Raw genomic sequence first — 22,605 nt, forward strand, 5'->3', positions numbered from 1 at the left:
CGACAGGACGAGGGGCCGGCGCGTCTTTCCCGGCTTCTTTCCGGCTTCCCGGGAGGTGTGGCCGCTCAGGCCAGCTCGCGGACCGGCGCGCCCGCCAGGAACGCCTCGATGTCCTCGACCGCCTGCCCGAAGTAGCGGCCGTAGTTGGCCCGCGTCACATAGCCCAGGTGCGGCAGCGCCAGCACGTTCGGCAGGCTCCGCAGCGGGTCGTCGGCCGGCAGCGGCTCCGTCTCGTACACGTCGAGTCCCGCGCCCGCGATCCGGCCCTCGCGCAGCGCCCGCAGCAGCGCCGGCCCGTCCACCAGACCGGCCCGCGAGGTGTTGACGAGGTACGCGTCCGGGCGCATCGCCCGCAGCTCCGCCTCGCCGACCAGACCGCGGGTGCGGTCGGACAGCACCAGGTGCAGCGAGGCGAAGTCGGCGGCGGCCAGCAGCTCGCGCAGGCTCGCGGCCCGCCGTACGCCGTGCTCGGCGGCCCGCTCGTCGGTCAGGTTCGGGCTCCAGGCCACCACGTCCATGCCGAAGGCCAGCCCGATCCGCGCCACCCGCCCGCCGATCTTCCCGAGCCCGACGAGCCCGAGCGTCCGGCCCGCCAGATCCGCGCCGACCGTCGACTGCCACGGACCGCCCTCGTGCATCGCAAGGCTCTCCGTGTGCACCTGCCGGGCCAGTCCCAGGATCAGCGCCCACGTCAGCTCGGTCGGCGGCTCCGACCCGCTGGCCGTCCCGCACACCACCACGCCCCGCGCCCGGGCCGCGGCCACGTCCACCGACGCGTTGCGCATCCCGGACGTCACGATCAGCCGCAACCGCGGCAACCGCTCCAGCAGCCCGGCGTCCACCGGCGTCCGCTCCCGCATCACCACCAGGATCTCGCAGTCCCCGACGGCGTCGACGAGCGCCTCCCGGTCGCCGAGATGCTCCCGCAGCACCCGTACCTCCACCCGCCCCTCGAGCGGGCTCCAGTCGGCGCTGGACAGGGCGACGCCCTGGTAGTCGTCGAGAATCGCACAACGCAGCTTCATGCAGCGCATGATCGCGCATCAGGTGCCGGGCCCGGGCGGTCCCGTACGGAGATCTCCGCCACGGCGGCGTCCTGCGCCTCCTCCAGGTCCGCGATGTACGGCGGGACGTCCGGCAGCGGGGTGCAGAAGGTCACGGTGGCGGTGAGCAGCCCGTCGTCCGTGCCGTCCGGCGAGAGCACGACGTAGGCGCGGACCGCGTCGTCGCCGAACGTCTCCTCGGCCGCCCGCAGGCAGCCGGCGGCGTACGCGAGGCACCGGCGCAGCAGCGTGTGCGCGCGGACCGCCGCACCGACCGCCGCACCGACTGCCCCGCCGTCGCCGGTGCCGGGTCCGTCGCCGGTGCCGTCTCCGGTGTCCGCTCCGGCGGGCAGGTCGTGATCCGTCATGCCCCGCCCGTTGACCGTGGTCTCCTCGGCCAGCCGGTCGAAGAAGGCCCCGCCCGGGCCGGCGTGGAGCGCCGTGAGCACCCGCGCGCCGCTTGCCGTCACGGACCAGCCGCCTGCCACGACGTCACGGAAGCCGGGCGGCACGTCCGCCGGCGACAGACCCGTCAGGTCGGCCTCCGCCAGAAGGTCCCGCATCCACCGGTTGGCCCGCATGCCCGCCCGCCTCCCGCCGTCAGGGCCGCAGGGTGCCGCGGCGGGCGCCGTCCAGGCGGGCGCCGGTCAGGTTCGCGCCGTCGGTCGTGGCCGCGATCAGGACCGCGTCGGTCAGGTCCGCGTCGGTCAGGTCGGCGTCCGTGAGGTCGGCGCCGACCAGGCGGGCGGCCCGCAGGCTCGCCCCGCGCAGGGTGGCCCGGGTCAGCCGGGCGCGGGAGAGGACGGCGTCGTCGGCGCGGGCGCCGGTGAGGTCGGCGTCCGTCAGGTCGGCCAGGCCCGCGTTCGCCCGGGTCAGGGTGGCGTTCGCCAGGCCGGCGCCGGTCAGGTCCGTGCCCGTGAGCTGCGCGTCGGTGAGGTCGCAGCCGGCCAGGTCGCAGCCCCGCAGGTCGGCGTAGCTGAGGTGGACACCGGTCAGGTCGGTGCCGCCGAGGCCGGCGCCGGCGAGCGGGATCCCGGCCAGGTCGTTCTCCGTGCCCCACGGCAGGGTCCACTCCCGCACCAGCGCGCGCCAGTCCCCGCCGCCGGTGAGGGCGGCGCGGAGCTCGGCGAGGACGGCGGCGTTCTCCGGCCGGGCCCACCGGTCCCGTACCTCGGCGGCGTGGCCGTTCTCCTCGCTCATGCCCGTCAGCCTCCGTTCCCGTTCTTGATCTGGTGGAGGAAGCCTTTCACACGGTCGAGGTGGTAGACGGTCTCGTCGTGCTTCTTCAGGAGGACTTCCAGGCCGCGTTCGGTCATTCCCTCCGGCAGCCGCTCCATCTCCTTCCACAGGATCTTGCGGACGTTCTCCAGGCCCTGCTGGGCCTGCGTCAGGTCCTGGACGTGGTCGAAGGGCGTGCCGTCCGGCTTGCGCGCCACCACCTCGCCGTTCGCCTCCCGGCGGGCCGCCGCGTAGTGGTTGTGGTTGGGCTCGGAGTTGATGCGGCCGATCGGGTCGGCCTTGATGTTCTCCAGCTTCTGGATCGCGCCCATCGCCTCGTCGCTGAGTCCGAGGCCCCGGTAGGGCGACAGGCCCAGCGGGTCGGCCCAGGTGAACGGGTTGTGGACGTAGGCGGCCGGGTTCGGCGCCGGGGCGAGCCCGAGCGGGTCGGGCGTCAGATAGCGCGCGGTCTCCGGGTCGTAGTGCCGGAAGTAGTTGTGGTGCAGGCCGGTCTCGGGGTCGTAGTACTGGCCGGGGAAGCGCAGCGGGGTGTACGCGGTGGCGGCGCGGTTCCAGGCGGTGGTGCCCCACAGCGTGGAGCGGCTCTGCCAGGCGAGGGCGCCGGTCTCGTCGACGAGTTCGGTGGGCGTGCCCACGAGGTCGGTGACGATGGCGAAGAAGCGCTCGTCGACGACCCGCTGGGCGGCGTCCTCGGTGAGCACGCGCTCGGTCTGGGTCAGCGGGCCGAGGCCGCGGTGCTCCCAGGTGAGGGCGACGGGCCGGGGCAGCCCGGGGCCGCCGGCGGTCTGCTCGCACAGCGTCGAGCCGTCCCAGGTGAACAGCACCTCCTCGGCCACCCTCTCGCCGTCCTCGGCGAGCCGCTGCTTCGTGGTGCGGCGGCCCAGCGGGTCGTAGCGGTAGCGCCAGCGGGTGCCGTCGGGGGTGACGACCGCGGTGAGCCGGTCCTCCGCGTCCCACGTGTAGCGCCAGACGTCGGCCTTCCGCGACAGCCGGGTCTTGCGGCGCACGGTGATGCGGCCGGCGGCGTCGTGCTCGTAGCGCACCGCGCCGGCCCGGGTGACGGTGGTGCCGGTGTAGGAGCGGGGGCCGGTCGCCTCGTGGCCGGGATGGTCCTCGGGCCAGGAGGCCGCGGTCTGGTTGCCGGCCGCGTCGTACGCGTACGTCTCCGTCCAGCCCCGCGCCGTCACCGCCGTCACCCGCCCGGTGGCGTCGAGGTCGTAGCGGAAGGCGCCGCGCAGGGCGTCGTCGAGCGCGGTGAGGTGGCCGTCGGCCCGGTAGGTGTAGGCACGGCGGTTGAGGGTGCGCGCGCCGGCGGTGAGGTGCTCGCCGGTGAGCCGGCCGGTCTCGTCCCAGGCGGAGGCGAGGGCGAGCGAGCCGCCGAAGACCCGGCGCCGTTCGCGGCCCGCGGCGTCGTGCTCGAAGCCGATCCGGCGGGTGCCGCTGGTCAGTTCGGTGAGCCGTCCTGCCGGGTCGTACGCGTAGGTGGTGACGTGCCCGGTGGGCGTGACGCGGCGGGTGCGGCGCCCGGCCTCGTCGTACGCGTAGGTGAGCAGGCGCCCGTCGACCAGCTCGGCCTTGATCTCGCCGCGCCGGTCGTACTGCCGGATCAGCTCGGCGTCCGGCCCGGTGGCGCGGATCATGCGCCCGGCGGTGTCGTAGGCGTACGTGGTGACGGCGCCGGCCGCGTCCTTGCGGACGACCCGGTCGAGCGCGTCCCGTTCGTAGCGGACGGTCTCGCCCAGCGGCGTGGTGCGGGCGGTGAGCCGGCCGACGGCGTCGAGGACGTAGTCGACGGTGCGCCCGTCGAAGTCCGTCTCGGACACCGTGCGCCCGGCCCGGTCGTAGGTGTAGGTCCAGGTCAGGCCCTGCGGGTCGGTGACCTCGGTGAGCCGCAGCGACGCGTCGTGCGTGAACGTGTGGCGGGCGCCGTCGGGCCCGGTGCGGGCGGTGAGCAGGTCGAAGTGGGTGTACTCGAAGCGGGTGGTGAGGCCCGCCGCGTCGGTGTGCGAGACGCAGTTGCCCTCGCCGTCGTACGTCCACGTCTCCGTCGCGCCGTCCGCGCGGGTGCGCCGGACCAGTTCGCCGTCGGCGTTCCACTCGAAGGTGGTGACGGCGTCGAGCGGATCGGTGATGCGGACGAGCCGGCCGAAGGCGTCCCGCACGCACCGCGTGGTGCCGCCCAGCGGGTCGGTGACCTCCAGCGGCAGCCCGGCCGGGTCGCAGCGGAAGGTGGTGACGGCGCCCGTCGGGTCGGTGGAGGAGACGAGGTGGCCGCGCTCGTCGTACGCGTAGCGGGTGGTGTGGCCGGCCGGGTCGGTGACGGCGACGAGATCGCCGTGCGCGTCGAACTCCTGGCGCGTGGTCCGCCCGTCCGCGTCGGTGAACTCGACGGGCAGCCCGCGCGCGTCGCGGACGGTCTCGAGGCGGCTTCCGTCGGCGCGCAGCACCGACAGCAGCCGGCCCGCGTCGTCGTAGCCGAAGACGGTGGTGCGGCCGAGGGCGTCGGTGCGGGCGACGAGATTGCCGCGGGCGTCGTGGCGAAGCCGGGTGGTGTGGCCGAGCGGGTCGGTGGTGGCCACGATCTGGCAGGCGTCGTCCACGAGATGGCGGGTGACGCGGCCGTCGGCGGTGGTGAGCGTGGTGGTGCGGTGGCCGGTGGCCGGGTCGGGCAGGCCGTAGGCGAGGGTGATCTGCACGTGGCCGGCCTGGCCGCCCTCGCCGATCACCCGGTCCTGGTCGTCGTAGGCGTAGTCGTAGCGGCTGTCGTTGGAGTCGGTCCAGGTGATGATCCGGTGCCGCTCGTCGTAGGCGAAGGCCAGGGTGGCGCCGGAGGGCTTGGTGACGCTGGTCAGGTCGCCATCGGTGTAGCCGTAGCGCCGCACCTCCTGCGCGGTGCCGTCGGGAAGCCGGACCGCGAGCCGGGTCACCCGGCCGTCGTCGTCCGTGTCGAGCGTCACGTGGTGACCGGCGGAGTGGACGAGGGCCAGCGGCGTGCCGTCGTCGGCGCGCTCGACGGTGACGGTGTGCCGGCCGCCCCGGTCGGTGAGCCGGACCAGCCAGGCCTCTCCGTCACCGCCCGGCTCGGCGCCCACGGGCGCGGCGAAGTGCGAGGTCAGGCCGGTGTCCGGGTCGGTGATCGTGTAGTCGCCGGCGGCGTCCCGGGTGAGGGTACGGCGCAGGGCGCCGGACGCGGGCAGCGTGGGGACACCGGGCACCGGGTGCGGGTAGGCGAGCAGCAGGCCGTCGTCGGTGACGTGGACGACGCCACGGGCGTCGACCTCCAGGTGTTCGTCGACGGTGGACGACCACGACGGCCCGAAGAAGCGGCCGGCGGTGTAGCCGGACTCGACGCGCCGGGTGAAGGCCAGCGGCAGCGTGCCGGGCAGCACCAGATCGGTCTGCGGCAGGAACATCCGGCCCGACGCCAGGTCGACCGGGTCGGTCTCGTCGACGAGCCGGCGGGCGTCGGTCCGGTTGTGGGTCCCGTTCGGGGCGTCGTCGAGCAGCTTGCGCGCCCGGTTGGCGTCCTTGGCCAGGTCCGCCGCCTCTTCCGCGACCCGCGCGCCCTTGACCGCCGCCCCACCGCCCGCGGTCGCGGCCGTCAGCACCACGTCGGGCACCAGCCGGCCGAGGCCCTCCGCCGGGTCCTTCATGAAGTTGTCGAGCATCTGCTTGCCCGCGCCCCACGGGTCGTTGGCGACCTGTACGAGGCCCGCGGCCAGACTGTTGAGCGAGGTGGCGTACTCGGCGGGGTGGGTGATGTTGTACGGGTCGGTCGGGTTGACGCTGCGGACGAAACTGAGCAGGCCCGCCGTGCCCTTGACGATGCCCCCCGCGAAGTGGTCCTGCATGATCTCGAGTTCGTCGAGACCGTCCTTCAGCTGCTCGCCGTACGAGGGCTTCGGCGGCGCCTCGTCCCGGGCCGCCTGGACGGCCTTGCGGGCGGTCTCGGCGGCCGAGTTGCGCTGCTTGCGGGCCTCGGCGAGGATCTCCTGCGCCTCCGCCATCAGGGCCTTGCCCGGGTCGGTGAAGGTGCCCGGCTTGGGCGGCAGGGACGACGGGTCGCGCTTGTCGGCGGGCTTGGCGTTGTACTGCTCGACCGCCTTGTTGTAGTCCTCGACCTTCTTCTGGTGCGCGTTCGCCGCGTCCTCGGAGGCCTTGGTGCCCTCCTTCCACTTGTCGATGGCCGTCTGCGCCTGGCCCTGCGCCCACTGCACCGTGAGCGCGAAGCTCGCCAGCGCGTCGGCGGCCTTGCCGAAGGCGTCCGCGCCCTTGAACCACTTCGGCGGCTGCTGGGCCACCGTCTCGCGGAAGACGTCCGCCGCCTCGCCCTTCACGGCCGACGAGTCGAGGCCCTTGAGTCCGCCGCCGACCTTCTCGAACGCGGACTGCAGGTCCCGCAGGTGCTGGGCGGTGTCGCGCAGCTTGGACGGGCTGCCGTAGATGAGTTTGGTCTTGTCCTCGGTCTGCCCGAGGTCCATCTCGTCGACCTCGGCGCCCATCCGGTTGGCGACCGAACGCGACTGCTCGCGCACCCAGTCGGCGCCCGACTCCCAGCCGACGTCCTCCAGCCGGTCGGCGGTCCAGTTGCCGGCGTCCTCGACCCGGTTGCCGAGCCACTCGACGCCGTCCTCGACCGCGTCCTCGACGACGTCCGGGGTGATGTCGCTGATGAAGTCCCCGATGCCCACGGATCAGTTCCCCCCACTGCCCTGCTGGTTGCGGGCCCGCTCCTCGGGAGAGGGCCCGAAGGTGTCGTCCACGGCCCGGTCGAAGGCGCCCTGGTCCACGCCGAGCATCTCGTTCAGGATCCGGGACTGCCGGCCGCCGTTGCCCTCGGTCAGCAGGGCCCGGCCGGTGTCCTTCCAGGTCTGTCCCATCTCGTCGCGGGCCTTCTCGAAGGACTCCGGACTCCAGTCGGGGCTGAGGTAGTCGGGCGTGAACACGTCGCCCCAGCTCTGCTTGACCACGTCCGCCTCGGAGGCGTGCGGGTTGCCGATCACCGAGTTGATCGCGACCTTGAAGGTGCCCTGGCGGTACTGGTCCTCCTCCCAGACGAGCCCGGCGGACAGGCCGAGCGTCTTGGCGAGGGTGTTGGCGTCCTGGAGCAGCGCCCGTACGCCCCACTCCCAGCGTTCGCAGTAGTCCTCGAAGTCCGTGGACAGACCGTGGTGTCCGGCCTCCATCCCGGTGAGCGACAGATCCGAGAAGCCCTTGCCGAGCACGGCGCCGGTGCCGGTGCCGATGTCGCGCAGCTCGGCGGTGGCGGAGCGGATGCCCTCGGTGATCTGCTTGATGCTCTCCTGGTCGAACTTCAGGTCCTCGGGACCGCCGCCGCCCATCAGACACCGCCTTCGGCGTGGGTGGTGGGGGCGGTGGTGGGCGCGCCTGTGGTGGGCGACCCGCCTGTGGCGGGTGCGTCGACGGCGACCGCGTCCGGGACGATGCCGACGACCGGCGGGAAGAACATCGAGCCCTCCGGTTCCGCGATGTCGACGGCGACACCGGCCGGTACGCCCATGGCCGGGACGATCTCGTCCAGCAGCCGCGCGCCGCGCAGCGCCGCGTACTCCCACTCGTCCGGCTGCCCCGCCCCGTCGTGCGCGTCCCGGTGGCCGCCGCGTGCGCGGGCGAACCGCGCCAGGGCCTCCTCGCCCGTGAAGGCGCAGATCCAGCGCACTCCGCCCAGCTCTGCCGTCCACAGGCCGCCCGCGTCGACGGGGACGAGCACGACGGCCCGCCGCAACTCGCCGACCATGTCCCGCGGATCGCCCTGCCCGGACCGCCGCTCGGCGATGCGCTCCGCCAATGCCGTTCCGTCGCTCACGACTTCCTCCCGCTCCCTCGGGTGTCGAGCATCTACACGCCTACTGGAGCGGGTGCGGTTCCGCAAGGCCGCCTCGCAGGCACGGGAGGGTCCCGGAGTAGGCCGCAAGGCGACCGGAGGGCGGCCGGAAAGGTCCCGGAGGGACTCATGCGCGGGCCTCACCGGGCCTCACGCGCGGGCCCCGAAGGGCCCTTGGGCGGCGTCAGGCGGCCGCGCGCGCCTGCGCCGGCTCCCAGACGAAGCCGTCCGGGTCGGTGGCCGGGCCGCCGGCCGCGCCGGTGCCGCCGAGGACGAGCCGGTGGGAGCCGGTGCCGTCGACGGGAACGGTGAGGTCCTTGGCGAGCGCCCTCCGTCCGTACAGCGCGAGCACGACCGCGTCCGCGCCCTCCGGCGCGTCGAACTCCACGTACTTGCGGCCGAAGCTCTTCGCCACGGTCAGGCCGCGCTCGGTGTAGTACGCCCTGGTCTCGGCCACGTCGGCGCAGCCGAGCAGCAGCACGATCCGGTCGATCCGGCCGGTGGCCGGGGCGGTGTCCTTCTTCTCGGACGACGCGACCTTCCAGATCGTGCCGTCCGGCGCCCGGACGACGCCGCCGTAGCCCCAGAAGGACTTCGTGGCGGGCTTGAGGACGGTGGCGCCGGCGTCGACGGCGGCGTCGACGAGCCGGCGTACGTCGGCGGGCTGCGCGACGGTCAGCGCCACCGCGAAGCCGCGGAAGCCGTCCGTCGCCTCCTGCGAGGCCCGCAGCGCCACCGGGAGGCCGGGCACGAAGGCGGAGTAGAAGCGCTCGGCGGCCGCGAGATCGGCCACCTCGAGGGTGAGGTTCGCGAGAGAGGAAGTCATGTCCTTCACGTTAGGGACCGGGGCCCCGCCGGTGCTTCTTCGATCCTGACCGATGGGCGCCGCGCCCGGCCGCCGCCCGGAATCTACGCTGGAAGGTGTGGGCGAGGTGAGGAGGGCCGCCGTGTCCACGATCGCCGTCCGACGGGCGGTCCTGCGGGACGGGGGCCCGGAACTTCCGTACGCCGAGGCCGGCCGGCCCGGCGGGCCCGGCGAGCCCGTCCTCGTTCTCGTCCACGGCTACGTGGACTCCTGGTGGACCTTCGAGCCGCTGCTGCGCCGCCTGCCGTCCTCGCTGCACGTGTACGCGCCGACCCAGCGCGGCCACCGGGACGCCGGACCCGCGGACGGCTATCTCCCGGAGGACTTCGCCACCGACCTCGTGCGCTTCATGGACGGCGTGGGCATCGGCCGGGCGGTGCTCGCCGGCGGATCGAGCGGCGGGGTCCAGGCCCGGATCGTCGCGGGACGCCATCCGGACCGCGTGGCGGGGCTCGTCCTCCTCGGCGTGCCGGCGACGCTCGCCGACAAGCCGGGCATCGCGCGGGTACGGGAGATCGTGGAAGGGCTCCGGGACCCGGTGGACCGGGCGTTCGCCGAGGAGTTCGCGGCGGGTCTGACGGCCGAGCCCGTGCCGCCCGGCTTCCTGGCGACCGTCGTCGACGAGAACCTGAAGTCGCCGGCCCGCGTGTGGCGGGAGAGCCTGCGCGGCCTGCTGGAGACCGATCTGCGCGCGACCCTGGCGGGAATCCTCGTACCGACGCTGCTCGTCTGGGGCGACGAGGATCCCGTCCTCGGCCGTGAGGACCAGCAGACGATCCTCGACGCGGTGCCCCGCTCCCGGATGATCGTGTACGAGGGCGTGGGCCACGTCCCGTACTGGGAGCGGCCGGAACGCCTGGCCAGGGACCTCGCGGAGTTCGTCGCCGAGGTGCAACGGCCGCCCGGCCAGACCGCCGCCGCCGACTGACGCCCCTGCCACCCCGGCCGCCTCGGCCGAAGGCCCGGCCACCCCGGCCGCCTCGGCCGACTGACGCGCCGGCCGGCTCGGCCGCCTGACGCCCCGGCCGCCTCGGCCGACTGACACCTGGGCCACCGCCCGGCTGACGCCGCGCCCGCCCGACTCGGCCCGTCCGCCTCCCCGGCGGCCGCTCAGGCCAGCAGCTTCGTCTTCGCCTGCTGGAACTCCTCCTCCGTGAGCACGCCCTTGTCCTTCAGCTCGGCGAGCCGGGCGAGTTCCTCGACGTTGCCGCCCCGGCCGCCGCCGGGAGCCGTGCCGGCCGTCTTGCGGATGTAGTCCTGGAAGGCCGCCTCGGACGCCTTCGCCTGCTTGACGTCGCGTCGGGTCATGCCGCTGCCGCGGGCGATGACGTAGACGAGCACGCCGAGGAAGGGCAGGACGATGCAGAAGATCAGCCATCCGGCCTTGCCCCAGCCGCTCATCTCGTCGTCCCGGAAGATGTCGGTGACGATCTTGAACAGCAGGAAGAACCACATGATCCACAGGAAGAACCACAGCATCGTCCAGAAGACGTTCAGCAGCGGGTAATCGTCCATCGTCGCCTCCGGCTCTGCTCACGTTCCGCTGTTCACTGCGAGCAGTATTGGCGGATTTGTCCGGATCGGCGAGTCGAGTACGGGCCTCACCCGTCCGGCCCGCTCCACCTGGCCGGAGCGGGATCCGCGCGTTCTTCTGGTCGCGACCGCCCGTTCGACCGCGAGGAGGCGTCCGTGCCGGACGACGAGCCGACGAGAGACGAACTCGCTGTCCTACGGGCCCGGATCGCGGCCCTCGAGGCGGAGGCGGAGGCGAGAACAGGGCCGGGGCCGGAGCCGGCGGCGGAAGAGAAGGCGGGGGCCGGGCCCGGGCGCCGGCGGCGCCACCGCGGCCGCTCGTTCCTGGCGGCCGTGCTCATCGTGATCGGCTGCCTGCTCGCCCCGCTCGGCGTCGTCGCCGCCTGGACCGCCGACATCGTCGGCGACACCGACCGTTACGTCTCCACGATGGCCCCGCTCGCCTCCGACGAGGACGTCCAGGCGGCGATCGCGAACCGGGTGACGGCCGCCGTCACGGACCGCCTCGACCTGAACGCCCTCCTCGAGGACGTGGCTCCCGACGAGCGCCCGCGGCTCGCCAAGGCGCTGGGCAAGCTGGGCGACTCCCTGGAGGGCGCCGTCGGCAGCTTCGTCCACGACAAGGCGCAGGAGGTCGTGGCCTCCGACGCCTTCGAGAACCTGTGGACCGAGGCGAACCGCGGCGTGCACGCGGCCGTCGTCCGCGCGCTGACCGGCAGCGACGAAGGCGCCGTCCGGATCACCGACAACACGGTCACCATCGACCTCGCGCCCGTGATCGACCGCGTCAAGCAGCGGCTCGTCGACGCCGGCCTCACCGCCGCCGGCAAGATCCCCGAGGTCCACACCGACTTCACCGTCGTCCGCTCCGACGACCTCGCCAAGGTCAAGACCGGCTTCCGCCTGCTGCAGATCATGGGGGTCTGGCTGCCGGTCCTCGCCGTGCTCCTCGTCGCCGCCGGCGTCCTGCTCTCCGCCCACCGCCGTCGCGTCCTGATCGCCTCGGCACTCGGGCTCGCCGCCGCGGTCCTGGTGCTCGGCATCGGTCTCACCGTCTTCCGCGCCGTCTATCTGAACGCCCTGCCCGACACCGTCTCCCAGCCGGCCGCCGGGTCCGTCTACGACGCGCTGGTCCACTTCCTGCGCACCACGGTCCGCACGGTCGTCACGCTCGGCCTGGTGGTGGCCCTGGCCGCCTGGCTCTCCGGCCCCTCCCGCCCGGCCGTCGTCACCCGTACGGTCTGGAACTCCGGCCTCGCGGCCGCCCGCGGCGCCGCGTCCCGCGCCGGCCTGCGCACGGGCCCGGCCGGCCCCTTCGTCCGCCGCCACCGCACCCTGATCACCTGGCTCCTGACGGCGGCGGCCGTCCTCGCGTACGTCCTCTGGGACCACCCCACCGCCTGGACCGTCCTCGCCATCGTCCTCGTCCTGCTCCTCGCCTTCGCGGTGACCACCTTCCTGGCCGCCGACGCGCCGGACGAGCAGCCGGACCAGCCGCCGAACGAGCCGCCGGAGCCGCCGGAGCCGCCGGATCGGCCGGATCGGCCGGAGCCGCCGGATCGGCCGGAGGATCCGGACTCCCTCGCGAAGGAGCGGTGACCTCGCTGCCTCCGTACCGGCCGGCCGCCGGGCGGGGAGCCGTTCGGACGAGTGCAAGATCGTTTCGTCCTCATCCATGCGGGTGAGCTGCGGATACGGGTCCGGGCGCCGGGCACAGATGGCCACGGCAAACCTCCCACCAGCAGAAAGACCCGCTGATGCGTCTCCGCTCCGCTCTCACCGCCGCCCTCGGCGCCGCGCTGCTCCTCGCCGCCGTTCCCGCGTCCGCCGCCGCCGCTACGGGGCAGTTCCGCTACGACTACGTGACCGTCGAGGGCTACGAGGCGACCGGCTTCCTCAACAACCCGCCCAACGGCGAGTGCGTGGACCTGCCCGGCGTCGGCGAGGAGAACCCCGTACCCGGTCACTCGCCGAAGAACCGCACCGACGCCTGGGCGACGGTCTACAGCGAGCCGCACTGCCAGGGCGACTCCTTCGTCCTCCGCCCGCACACCGGCGGCGCTTCGGAACGCCTGAAGGTGCGGTCGGTCGTCTTCGGCTGACGTTGCCAGGTGTGACGCGGCGCACATGACCGACGGCGATGACTCCGCCCCTCGCCGTCGGTCATCAGGGCGACACCGACGAAGCGAGGAAGGCCCGCCGCCATGACCGAGATGCTCACCACGCCCCGCCGCGTCCTTCCCGACGCCTCCGACGCCTCCGTGCCGCGTCCCGCCGGGACGTGGGCCGTGGCCGCCGGCGCGGCGGCGGGTCCGCTGTTCCTCGCGGTCGGGCTCGCCGGGGGATTCACGCGCGAGGGATTCGACTTCACCCGCAACGCGATCAGCCAGCTCGCCCTCGGCGAGGCGGGCTGGATCCAGACGGTGAGCTTCCTGCTCACCGGCGCACTGCTGGTCACCGGCGCGACGGGCCTGCGGCGGGCGCTGCGCGGCGGGCCCGGTGGCACGTGGGGTCCGGCGCTCGTCGGCGTCTTCGGCGTCTCCTTCTGGGTCGCGGCGGCCTTCCCGGCCGACGCGGGCGCGGGCTTCCCCGCCGGGGCGCCGGAGGCGACCGTGATGAGCGGGCACGGCGCCGTCCACATGTTCGGCGGAATGGCCGGCTACCTCGCCCTGTGCGCCGCGTTCCTCGTCCTGGCCCGCCCGCTCGCCGCCCGCGGCCTGCGCGGCTGGGCCGTGGCGTCCCGGGTCGCACCGGTGGCCGTCCTCGCCGGTTTCATGGCCTCGGCCGCCTCGGTCCTGGCCTTCACCACCGGCGCCGGCCTCGGCCTCCTGTGGCTGAGCACCCTGGCCCTCCGCCTGACCCGGTCCGCCGGCGCGGCCGTACCCGCCGTCGAGATGCGGTGAGCGGGCGGCAGCGGTGACCATGGAGGGTGACTGTCCGCCGGGTGCGGACGGGCGGCCTCGTCGTGATCGGTGCGCCCGGCCGGGCCTCCGGGCGGTGGCCGACGCCTCACAGGCGGGAGAGGTCATGAACGACTACCCTCCGATCGCGGACCACGGGCTCGTGGGCGACCTGCAGACCGCCGCTCTGATCTCGTCCGACGGGACGGTGGACTGGTGGTGCACACCGCGCTTCGACTCGCCGAGCCTCTTCGCCTCCCTCCTCGACAGCGATCGCGGCGGCCACTGCCGCCTCGCCGTGGACTTCGAGGAGAAGGGCGCCGTCCGCCAGCTGTACATGCCCGACACGCCGATCCTGATCACCCGCTTCATGGCCCCGCAGGGCGTCGGAGAAGTCATCGACTTCATGGAGCCCATCACCTCGCGCCTCCCCGCCGCCACGCATCGGCTCATCCGCGTGGCCCGGGTGGTGCGCGGGAGGCTCCCGTTCGAGCTGGTGTGCCGTCCCCGCTTCGACTACGGCCGGGCCTCCCACACCCTCAGCCGCCTCGACGACGACAGCGTGCTCTTCCACGGCCCCGGCACGGACCTGCACCTCCAGGCTTCCGGGGCCGTCCGGCTGCACGCGGACGGTGTGGACGTCACGGGCCGGTTCACCCTGAGCGCCGGCGAGAACGCCGCGGTGATCCTCACAAGCGGTACGGGTACGGGCGCGGGCGCGGGTGCCGCCGAGGCCCGCGGCGGACCTCCGGGAGGGCCGCCGCCGACGACCGAGGAGATCGTCGAACGACTGGACCGCTGCCGCGACTTCTGGCTCGGATGGCTCAAGTCGTGCCGCTACGAAGGGCGTTGGCACGAGATGGTCGTGCGCTCCGCGATCACCCTCAAGCTGCTCACCTACGCGCCGACCGGGGCGCCGATCGCGGCGGCCACCATGGGCCTGCCCGAGGAGATCGGCGGCGAACGCAACTGGGACTACCGCTACACGTGGGTGCGGGACGCGTCGCTGTCCGTACGCGCCCTGATGGACCTCGGTTTCACCGCCGAGGCGGAAGCGTTCCGCCACTGGATGCGCGAGCGCCTGGAGGCCGGCGGGACCGCTTCCGGCGAACCGCTGCAGATCATGTACCGCATCGACGGCGAGCCGCACCTGACCGAGGAGGTGCTCGACCACCTGGAGGGCTACCGGCGCTCCGCCCCGGTCCGGGCCGGCAACGCCGCCGCCGACCAGATCCAGCTCGACATCTACGGCGAGGCCGCCTACGCCCTCGCCCAGTCGAGCGACATCGGCGGCATCCGGGGCTGGCGCGTGTTCGCGGGGCTCGTCGACTGGCTGTGCGACCACTGGGACCGGCCGGACGAGGGCATCTGGGAGACGCGCGGCGGACGCCAGAACTTCACCTACAGCCGCCTGATGACCTGGGTCGCCTTCGACCGTGCGATCCGGCTGGCCGTCGCCCATTCCCGTCCGGCCGACCTCTCCCGCTGGCACGAGGCCCGTGACGCGGTGCTCCAGCAGATCACCGAGCGGGGCTGGAGCGAGCGGCGCTCGGCCTTCGTGCAGCACTACGACACCGACGTCCTCGACGCCTCGCTGCTGCTGATGCCCCGGGTCGGGTTCGTGTCGCCCACGGACCCGGACTGGCTCAGCACGCTCGACGCCATGGGGGAGGAACTGGTCAGCGACAGCCTCGTCTACCGCTACGACCCGGCCGCCTCGCCCGACGGCCTGCAGGGATCGGAGGGCACCTTCAGCCTGTGCAGCTTCTTGTACGTCGAGGCGCTCGCCCGCTCCGGCCGCGTGCACCAGGCCCGTTACGCCTTCGACAAGATGCTCACCTACGCCAATCACGTCGGGCTGTTCGCCGAGGAGATCGGCCCGTCGGGAGAGCAACTCGGCAACTTCCCGCAGGCGTTCACTCACCTCGCGCTCGTCGCCGCCGCCCTGGCCCTGGACGAGGAACTCGACCGGACCGACCGGACCGACCGGGCTGCCCCGGCCGAGCGGACCGACCGGACGGGCCAGGCGGGCGGCGCCGACCCGGCCGACCGGACCGGCCGGGCGGGTGACTGAGCCGCCGGCCGCGAAGGGAGGCCACGCCCCGTGACCGAGGATGCCGCCGTCAACGGACCCGCGCACCCCGCGCACCCCGCGCGCCCCGCGCCCGCCGGATCGCGGATGCTCGCGCCCCTCGCGCTGGCGCAGTTCATCTGCAGCTTCGCCGGCTCCAACATGAACGTGATGATCAACGACATCAGCCGTGACCTGGACACCACCGTCCAGGGCGTGCAGGTCGCGATCACCGTCTTCCTGCTGGTGATGGCCGCGCTCATGATTCCCGGCGGCAAGGCGACCGACCGCTTCGGGCGCAAGCGCTGCTTCCTCGCCGGCCTGGCGGTCTACGGCGTCGGCGCCGTCCTCAGCGCCGTGGCACCCGGACTCGGCGTGCTGATCCTGGGCAACTCGATCCTGGAAGGCATCGGTACGGCCCTCCTCATCCCACCCGTCTACATCCTCACCACCCTGCTCTTCACCAACCTCACCTCCCGCGCCCGCGCCTTCGGAGTGATCATGGCGGCCGGAGGCATCGGCGCGGCCGCGGGGCCGCTGATCGGCGGGCTCATCACCTCCGCGATCAGCTGGCGCGCCGCGTTCGGCTTCCAGGCCCTGGTGATCCTGCTGATCATCGTCCTGAGCCGCGCCGTCGAGGACCCTCTGCCACCCGAACCCGGCCGCCGCTTCGACGTCAAGGGCGCGGTCCTGTCCGCGGGCGGCCTGGTCCTGCTCGTCCTCGGCATCCTCGCCGCCGACGACAACCTGGCCCTGATGATCGGCCTGATCGCCGGCGGAATCCTCGTACTGGCCTGGTTCCTCCACTGGATCCGTACCGAGGAACGCACCGGACGGGAACCGCTGCTGTCCACCGGCCTCTTCCGCGAGCGCGCCTCCAACCTCGGGCTGATCACCCAGAACGCCCAGTGGCTGCTGCTCATGGGGACGTCCTTCACCGTGGCGACCTACCTCCAGGTGGTCCGCGGCTACGACGCCATCGAGACCGGCGTCATCTTCACCGCCGCCACCCTCGGCCTGCTCGCCTCCTCGCTCGCGGCGGAACGTCTCGCCAGACGGCTGGAACAGCGGACACTCATCATGGCCGGCTTCGCTCTCGCGGCCGTCGGCGTCGGCGTCCTGATCGCCCTGGTCGCCGGCACGCCCAGCCCCTGGGCCTTCGCGCCCGGCCTTCTCCTGATCGGCCTCGGGCTCGGCGTCATGCTGACCCCGTCCGTGAACGTCGTCCAGTCCGCCTTCCCCGAGGAGCAGCAGGGCGAGATCTCCGGCCTCTCCCGAAGCGTCTCCAACCTCGGCTCCACCTTCGGCACCGCGATCGCCGGCACGATCCTGGTCGCCGAGCTCACCAAGAACGCGTACGCCGCGGCCATGGCCACGCTCGCCCTGGCGAGCCTCGCCGGCCTCGCCACCGCCGCCCGCCTGCCCCGCACCCGCCCCACCCCGTCGGCGGACGCCTGATCCACCCGCCACTCCGGCACCGGCGCCGCCCGCATGCCGCCGCGGTCAGGGCGGCCGGCCCCGTCCGGGGCTGCGGCGTCCACCGCGCCGCTCGAGCAGCGAAAGGCCCAGGTCTCGGACCTGGGCCTTTCACGCACGAGCGGATGGCGGGGCGGGAATCGAACTCGCGCACTCCACCCTTTCCGTTCCGGCCTACCAGCCGCCGGTCACGTTGCGGGCCGCGGTGAAGGTGGTGTCGCCCCGGCCCGACCATGCCTTCAGCGTGCCGGTCGTGTTGTCCCTCGCGAGGATGTCCGCCTTGCCGTCGCCGTCGATGTCGCCGGCCGCGGCGGTCTGGGAGAAGCTCCAGCCGCCGGTGACGTTGATCGGGGCGTTGAAGTAGCCGCCCGCGTTGTGGGTCCACATCTTGAGCGTGTTGGTGGCGGGGTCGCGGGCGAGGATGTCGGCGGCGCCGTCGCCGTTGACGTCGGCTGCGGTGGTCTGGGCGAAGGTCCAGCCGGCGGTGAGGTGGGCCGGGGCGCCGAAGGTGCCGTCGCCGCGGCCGGCCCAGATCTTGAGGTTGCCGTCGGCGTCCTTGGCGATGAGGTCGGTCTTGCCGTTGGCGTCGAAGTCGGCCGCGGTGGTCTGGGTGAAGTCCCAGCCGCCAGTCACGTTCGTGGGCGCGAGGAAGCTGCCGTCGCCTCGGCCGACCCACAGGCGGAGCGTGTCCCGGGGAGGACGGCTCTCGTCGGCGGGACCCTCGTAGCGGGCCATGATGTCGGCCTTGCCGTCGCCCGTGAAGTCTCCGGCCACGGTCTGCGAGTAGTCCTGCCAGCCGCCGGTGACGTCCTTCGCGGCGGAGAAGGTGCCGTCGCCGCGGCCGAACCACACCTTCAAGGTGCCGGTGGGGTCGTGCCGGGCCAGCAGGTCGGAGATCGAGTCGCCGTTGAAGTCGGCGGACGTGGTCTCTCCCATGGGAAGCGACGGCCTGGTCACGCGCTCGGCCATGGTGCGGGCGAGGAGTTCGGTGCCGGCGTCGTCGAAGTGGAGCCTGTCGGCGTCCGAGATCGAGGACCGGATGGCGTACGGGTCGTCGAGGTCCTTGGTGACGGCGTCGAAGTCGACGTAGTCGTCGATGTCGTCCGTGGTCCGGATGTAGTGGTTCACCGCCTGTCGGACGGCCTCACGGACGCGGAAGGACGGGGCGGTCGCGGCGAAGCCGGAGAAGCCGGGGATGGTGGCGACGGTGACCCGGAGCCCTCGGGCGCGGGCGCGCGCCGCGATCTTCTGGATGTCGGTGGTGATCGTGGCCGCCGACGCGCCGTCGACGATGTCGTTGACGCCTTCGTAGAGGATGACCTCGCGGACGTTGGGCTGGGCGAAGACGTCACGGTCGAGGCGGTTGAGCGCGCTGGGCCCCTGTCCCCCGACGACGTCCCGGTCGAGCCGGTTCCCGCTGAGCCCCGCGTTGAGGACACCGGGCACGGAGGACGCGCCGTTCAGGAAGGACGCGTAGAAGTCGGGCCAGCGCCGGTTGGTGTTCGGGGTGGTGCGGCCGGCGTCGGTCTGGGAGTCGCCGAGTGCGACGACGGTGCCCTGGGAGTCCGTGGTGGCGACGTCGACTCCGCTGACCAGGCTCCAGAAGGAGACCTCCTTGGTGAAGTCGAGGCCGTTCACGACGCCCGACCGGTCGCCGGCGAGCCGGGCGGTGGTGTACGAGGTGGCGCGGGCGCCCGGGTGCTGGGGAGCCGTCGTCACCGTACCGGGCAGGTGGTAGCTGACGAGGAGGTTCCGTCCCGCGGTGACGGGCAGGGCGACCGGGTCGCTGAAGACCTCACCGCCCGCGGGGAGCGTGGTCTGCTGGCCGCCACCGAACGTCACGGTGACGGGGGTCTGGGCGGCGTTGGCTCCGCTCGACTGGACGGCGAGGGTGACGTGGCCGAGCTTCACGGGGTCGCCGGAGAAGGTGTTGGCGAACCGGAGCCGGACCGTGCTGCCGCTGGTGTGGGGGTTGACGACCATCCGGAAGGTCTGGTTCGTCCAGTCGGGATGATCGGGAAGCATGGTGGTGGGTCCGGCGTGACCGAAGGACGTGGCCCAGCTGCCGGTCCAGGAGGCGCCGCCGGGCGCGGCCGGCGTGCTGCGTACCGCCACGGAGAAGACGTGGAGGCGTTTTCCGCCGGTGGACGCGGCGGGCAGGGTGACCGAGGCGACCGTCTTGCCGGCGGTGACGGGGACGGTGACCGCGAACAGCTTCACGGGGGTGGTGCCGCGCGCCGAGCGGTCGAGGACGACGGCCGCGGCGAGCGGGTTGCCCGCCTCCCAGTCACCGACGGCGTCCAACGTGTACGCGGAGGTGCTGCCGTCGCTGTAGTGCACCGTGCCGGAGCCGGTCACCGCGCCGCCGGTGGCGGTGACCAGGAATCCGAGCGCGTTGCCGGCACCGGACACGGGCACCCGCTGGCCGTCGGCGAGGATGTTGTCGGGCTGACCGGGTGCCACGTCGGGCCGGGTGTAGGTGGTGCCGTTGACGGTGACGCGCGCTCCCTGCGTCCACCCGGCGGCGTTCAGCGCGTCGGCGGAGAGGCTGTCGCCGCTGCCGTCGAGGTTCGCGACGCCGGGGTTGGCCTGGGTGGCGATGCCGGCGTTGTTGAAGGCGCTGCCGAACGTGGCGTACGTGGTCTCGGCGGCGCTCGCCTGGGCCGCCGCGAGACCGGTGGTGGCCAGCCCGAGGACGAGGGCGGTCGCCAGAACTCTAGGCCTGGTGGACCCGAATGCGGTGCGGGGCATGAGAGGAACTGCCTTTCCTGACTTCGTCGACGTGGGAAGACTGCTTCCGTACGGCGCCGGTGGGTGGTGGTTACCAGCCGCTGGTGAGCTTGGCGGGGGTGGTGAAGGTGGTGTCGCCGCGTCCGGCCCAGATGGTGAGGTCGCCGGTGGTGTCGTTGCGGGCGATGAGGTCGGCTTTGCCGTTGGCGTCGAAGTCGGCTGCGGTGGTCTGGCTGAAGTTCCATCCGCCGGTGATGTTGACGGGGGTGTTGAAGTAGCCGGCGGGGTTGTGGGTCCACATTTTGAGGGTGCCGTCGGTGTCCTTGGCGATGATGTCGGCGGCGCCGTCGCCGTTGAAGTCGGCGGCTGCGGTCTGGGTGAAGTTCCAGCCGGCGGAGAGGTGGGCGGGGGTGTTGAAGGTGCCGTCGCCGCGGCCGGCCCAGATCTTGAGGTTGCCGTCGGCGTCCTTGGCGATGAGGTCGGTCTTGCCGTTGGCGTCGAAGTCGGCGGCTGTGGTCTGGGTGAAGTTCCAGCCGCCGGTGACGTTGACGGCGGTGTTGAAGGTGCCGTTGCCGCGGCCTGTCCAGAGCTTGAGGGTGCCGGTGGTGTCGCGGGCGATGATGTCGGCCTTGGTGTCGCCGTTGAAGTCGGCGGCGACGGTTTGGGTGAAGTCCCATCCGCCGGTGACGTTGACGGGGGCGTTGAAGTAGCCGCCGGGGTTGTGGGTCCAGATCTTCAGGGTCGCGGAGGAGTCGCGGGCGATGATGTCGGCGGCGCCGTCGCCGTTGAAGTCGGCGGCGGCGGTCTGCGTGAACACCGCGGCCGGCGGTACGTCCACGGGGAAGGGATCGGCCGGGTCCGAACCGAGTCCCACCAGAGGACCGCAGTGAGGCCACTGGCCCTCGCCCTCGGCGTCGAGGAGCTTCTCTCCCATGAGGATCTGCTGGTTCTTGGTGGCCTGGTGCGGATAGGGCGCGTACTGCGTACCACCGACGGACTGCCAGGTGGCGAGGCTGAACTGGAGGCCGCCGAAGTAACGGCCGTCGACGTTGCTGGTCCAGTCGCCGCCGCTCTCGCACTGGGCGAGCTTCTCCCACGTGCTGAGCGAGGCGGCGTGGGCGGTGCCCGACGTGCCTCCGAGCGCGACGATCGCGGAGCTGGTCGCGAGGGCGAGGGCGAGGGCCCGGCGGCGGACGGCGGGGGTGCGGGAGGGCATGACGAAGTGACCTTCCAGTCAGGGAGGGTGAGAGGAGTCGAGACCCGGCGGGGACGGGATCCGGGACGGCGTCAGGGGCGGTGCCCCCGGCGGGATCGGTGCCGGTGCCGGTGCCGGGGCCGGCGCCCCGGCCCGGTGCCGTGCGGGCGATGCCGTACGGCGCTGGTGGGTGGTGGTTACCAGCCGCTGGTGAGCTTGGCGGGGGTGGTGAAGGTGGTGTCGCCGCGTCCGGCCCAGATGGTGAGGTCGCCGGTGGTGTCGTTGCGGGCGATGAGGTCGGCTTTGCCGTTGGCGTCGAAGTCGGCTGCGGTGGTCTGGCTGAAGTTCCATCCGCCGGTGATGTTGACGGGGGTGTTGAAGTAGCCGGCGGGGTTGTGGGTCCACATTTTGAGGGTGCCGTCGGTGTCCTTGGCGATGATGTCGGCGGCGCCGTCGCCGTTGAAGTCGGCGGCTGCGGTCTGGGTGAAGTTCCAGCCGGCGGAGAGGTGGGCGGGGGTGTTGAAGGTGCCGTCGCCGCGGCCGGCCCAGATCTTGAGGTTGCCGTCGGTGTCACGGGCGATGAGGTCGGTCTTGCCGTTGGCGTCGAAGTCGGCGGCTGCGGTCTGGGTGAAGTTCCAGCCGCCGGTGACGTTGACGGCGGTGTTGAAGGTGCCGTTGCCGCGGCCTGTCCAGAGCTTGAGGGTGCCGGTGGTGTCGCGGGCGATGATGTCGGCCTTGGTGTCGCCGTTGAAGTCGGCGGCGACGGTTTGGGTGAAGTCCCATCCGCCGGTGACGTTGACGGGGGCGTTGAAGTAGCCGGCGGGGTTGTGGGTCCAGATCTTCAGGGTCGCGGTGGTGTCGCGGGCGATGATGTCGGCGGCGCCGTCGCCGTTGAAGTCCGCGGCCGCGGTCTGCGTGAACACCGCGGCCGGCGCGTCGATGATGTTCTTGTACCGGTAGGGCTTGAACCCGTTCGCCGACATGTAGCTCCGGGTGTAGAAGCTGCTCTCCTCCCGGGCGGGAATGCCGGACCTGGCCTCTTCCTGGATGATCGCGGTGGTGCGCGCGGAGTCCTTCCAGCCCTTGAACAGCACGACGTGGCTGTCGATGTTGTCGAGCATGTCGCCCGGCTTCAGGTCGTCGTAACTGCCGAGCTGGTTGGCGAAGTTGGGCAGGGTCCAGGTGGTCTCGCCGTAGTTGTTGGCCGAGCTCGCCGGCAGGCCCCAGGCCATCGAGATGAAACCGGAGCAGTCCTGCCGGTACGTGCCGTTGCTGTCCGTGTGGTACGACGTCTGGCTGTACATCACACCCTGGTCGACCCAGCTCTGGGCGCGGCGCATCACCTCGTCGCGGGTGATCGGGTCACCGGGCTGGAAATCCGCCGCCGACGTGGCCGCGGCCGCCGACAGGGTGTTCGTCGGCTTCGCGGCCGGCGCGGCGGCGGCGAGTTCCGCCGACGTGGCGGTCGTGGGGTTGGACACCGTGGGCGTGAACGGCGTGTCGTATCCCTGCGTCGACGACGACGCGACAGCCGCGAGCGGCGCTGCCGACGACTCGGCGGCGTGGGCCGAGGCGGCCGGGAGGGCGAGGCCGGCGCCGGCGGCGACGGCGATCGAGAGCGTGAGGAAGCGGCTGCGGCGGGAGGCGGCAGACATGGGCATGGCAAAGCTCCTGACGGCGAAGAAGAAGGCAAGGAAGAAGGCGAAGA

17 protein-coding genes are annotated in these 22,605 nt (G+C 72.8%); 6 read left to right on the forward strand and 11 right to left on the reverse strand.

Annotated features, from left to right (window positions below; translation table 11 throughout):
* Positions 1 to 65: 65 nt before the first annotated feature.
* The 7 genes from ACIGO8_RS14960 to ACIGO8_RS14990 form a co-directional block, all read right to left on the reverse strand.
* Positions 66 to 1,025, reverse strand: coding sequence for a D-2-hydroxyacid dehydrogenase family protein (locus tag ACIGO8_RS14960; RefSeq protein ID WP_399729387.1), 960 nt, complete (start codon positions 1,023 to 1,025; stop codon positions 66 to 68).
* Entirely contained in the window at positions 1,022 to 1,624 is a 603-nt protein-coding gene (locus ACIGO8_RS14965; RefSeq protein ID WP_399729390.1) for a hypothetical protein, read from the reverse strand. Before ACIGO8_RS14965 ends, ACIGO8_RS14960 begins: the two co-directional genes overlap by 4 nt.
* A gap of 19 nt (positions 1,625 to 1,643) precedes the next feature.
* Entirely contained in the window at positions 1,644 to 2,243 is a 600-nt protein-coding gene (locus ACIGO8_RS14970; protein WP_399729393.1) for a pentapeptide repeat-containing protein, read from the reverse strand.
* A 5-nt stretch (positions 2,244 to 2,248) separates the two neighbouring features.
* Positions 2,249 to 6,973, reverse strand: coding sequence for a putative T7SS-secreted protein (locus ACIGO8_RS14975; RefSeq protein WP_399729395.1), 4,725 nt, complete (start codon positions 6,971 to 6,973; stop codon positions 2,249 to 2,251).
* 3 nt (positions 6,974 to 6,976) lie between these two features.
* Complete coding sequence (locus tag ACIGO8_RS14980) at positions 6,977 to 7,624, reverse strand: hypothetical protein (RefSeq protein ID WP_399729398.1); 648 nt, start codon at positions 7,622 to 7,624, stop codon at positions 6,977 to 6,979.
* The gene (locus tag ACIGO8_RS14985; RefSeq protein ID WP_399729401.1) at positions 7,624 to 8,109 is read right to left on the reverse strand and encodes a hypothetical protein; all 486 of its coding nucleotides are present in this window, start codon (positions 8,107 to 8,109) and stop codon (positions 7,624 to 7,626) included. Before ACIGO8_RS14985 ends, ACIGO8_RS14980 begins: the two co-directional genes overlap by 1 nt.
* A gap of 202 nt (positions 8,110 to 8,311) precedes the next feature.
* Entirely contained in the window at positions 8,312 to 8,953 is a 642-nt protein-coding gene (locus ACIGO8_RS14990; protein ID WP_399729404.1) for a glyoxalase, read from the reverse strand.
* Positions 8,954 to 9,074: 121 nt separating this feature from the next.
* On the opposite strand from ACIGO8_RS14990, the gene ACIGO8_RS14995 reads away from it, so the two are divergent.
* Complete coding sequence (locus tag ACIGO8_RS14995) at positions 9,075 to 9,920, forward strand: alpha/beta fold hydrolase (RefSeq protein WP_399729407.1); 846 nt, start codon at positions 9,075 to 9,077, stop codon at positions 9,918 to 9,920.
* 182 nt (positions 9,921 to 10,102) lie between these two features.
* On the opposite strand, the gene ACIGO8_RS15000 is transcribed toward ACIGO8_RS14995, so the two are convergent.
* Complete coding sequence (locus ACIGO8_RS15000) at positions 10,103 to 10,507, reverse strand: SHOCT domain-containing protein (RefSeq protein ID WP_399729410.1); 405 nt, start codon at positions 10,505 to 10,507, stop codon at positions 10,103 to 10,105.
* Between the two features lie 174 nt (positions 10,508 to 10,681).
* On the opposite strand from ACIGO8_RS15000, the gene ACIGO8_RS15005 reads away from it, so the two are divergent.
* The 5 genes from ACIGO8_RS15005 (at position 10,682) to ACIGO8_RS15025 (ending at position 16,954) form a co-directional block, all read left to right on the forward strand.
* Positions 10,682 to 12,124: a hypothetical protein gene (locus ACIGO8_RS15005; protein ID WP_399729413.1), complete on the forward strand. Its 1,443-nt coding sequence runs from the start codon at positions 10,682 to 10,684 to the stop codon at positions 12,122 to 12,124.
* Between the two features lie 158 nt (positions 12,125 to 12,282).
* Positions 12,283 to 12,627 (forward strand): hypothetical protein, encoded by a 345-nt coding sequence (locus tag ACIGO8_RS15010; RefSeq protein ID WP_399729416.1) that lies wholly within the window; start codon positions 12,283 to 12,285, stop codon positions 12,625 to 12,627.
* A 102-nt stretch (positions 12,628 to 12,729) separates the two neighbouring features.
* The gene (locus tag ACIGO8_RS15015; protein WP_399729418.1) at positions 12,730 to 13,428 is read left to right on the forward strand and encodes a DUF998 domain-containing protein; all 699 of its coding nucleotides are present in this window, start codon (positions 12,730 to 12,732) and stop codon (positions 13,426 to 13,428) included.
* 124 nt (positions 13,429 to 13,552) lie between these two features.
* Entirely contained in the window at positions 13,553 to 15,499 is a 1,947-nt protein-coding gene (locus ACIGO8_RS15020) for a glycoside hydrolase family 15 protein (protein ID WP_399729421.1), read from the forward strand.
* 105 nt (positions 15,500 to 15,604) lie between these two features.
* Positions 15,605 to 16,954: an MFS transporter gene (locus ACIGO8_RS15025; RefSeq protein ID WP_399730071.1), complete on the forward strand. Its 1,350-nt coding sequence runs from the start codon at positions 15,605 to 15,607 to the stop codon at positions 16,952 to 16,954.
* Positions 16,955 to 17,146: 192 nt separating this feature from the next.
* On the opposite strand, the gene ACIGO8_RS15030 is transcribed toward ACIGO8_RS15025, so the two are convergent.
* The 3 genes from ACIGO8_RS15030 to ACIGO8_RS15040 all read right to left on the reverse strand — a co-directional run bounded on the left by ACIGO8_RS15030 (position 17,147) and on the right by ACIGO8_RS15040 (position 22,558).
* The gene (locus ACIGO8_RS15030; RefSeq protein ID WP_399729423.1) at positions 17,147 to 19,723 is read right to left on the reverse strand and encodes an FG-GAP-like repeat-containing protein; all 2,577 of its coding nucleotides are present in this window, start codon (positions 19,721 to 19,723) and stop codon (positions 17,147 to 17,149) included.
* A gap of 70 nt (positions 19,724 to 19,793) precedes the next feature.
* Entirely contained in the window at positions 19,794 to 20,918 is a 1,125-nt protein-coding gene (locus ACIGO8_RS15035) for an FG-GAP-like repeat-containing protein (protein ID WP_399729426.1), read from the reverse strand.
* A 176-nt stretch (positions 20,919 to 21,094) separates the two neighbouring features.
* Positions 21,095 to 22,558 carry an FG-GAP repeat domain-containing protein gene (locus ACIGO8_RS15040; protein ID WP_399729429.1) on the reverse strand — a complete coding sequence of 488 codons (1,464 nt, stop codon included), beginning with the start codon at positions 22,556 to 22,558 and terminating at the stop codon, positions 21,095 to 21,097.
* Between the last annotated feature and the right edge of the window lie 47 nt (positions 22,559 to 22,605).

This window comes from Streptomyces sp. NPDC053493, assembly GCF_044544825.1.
In the GTDB taxonomy this organism is placed as follows: Bacteria; Actinomycetota; Actinomycetes; order Streptomycetales; family Streptomycetaceae; genus Streptomyces.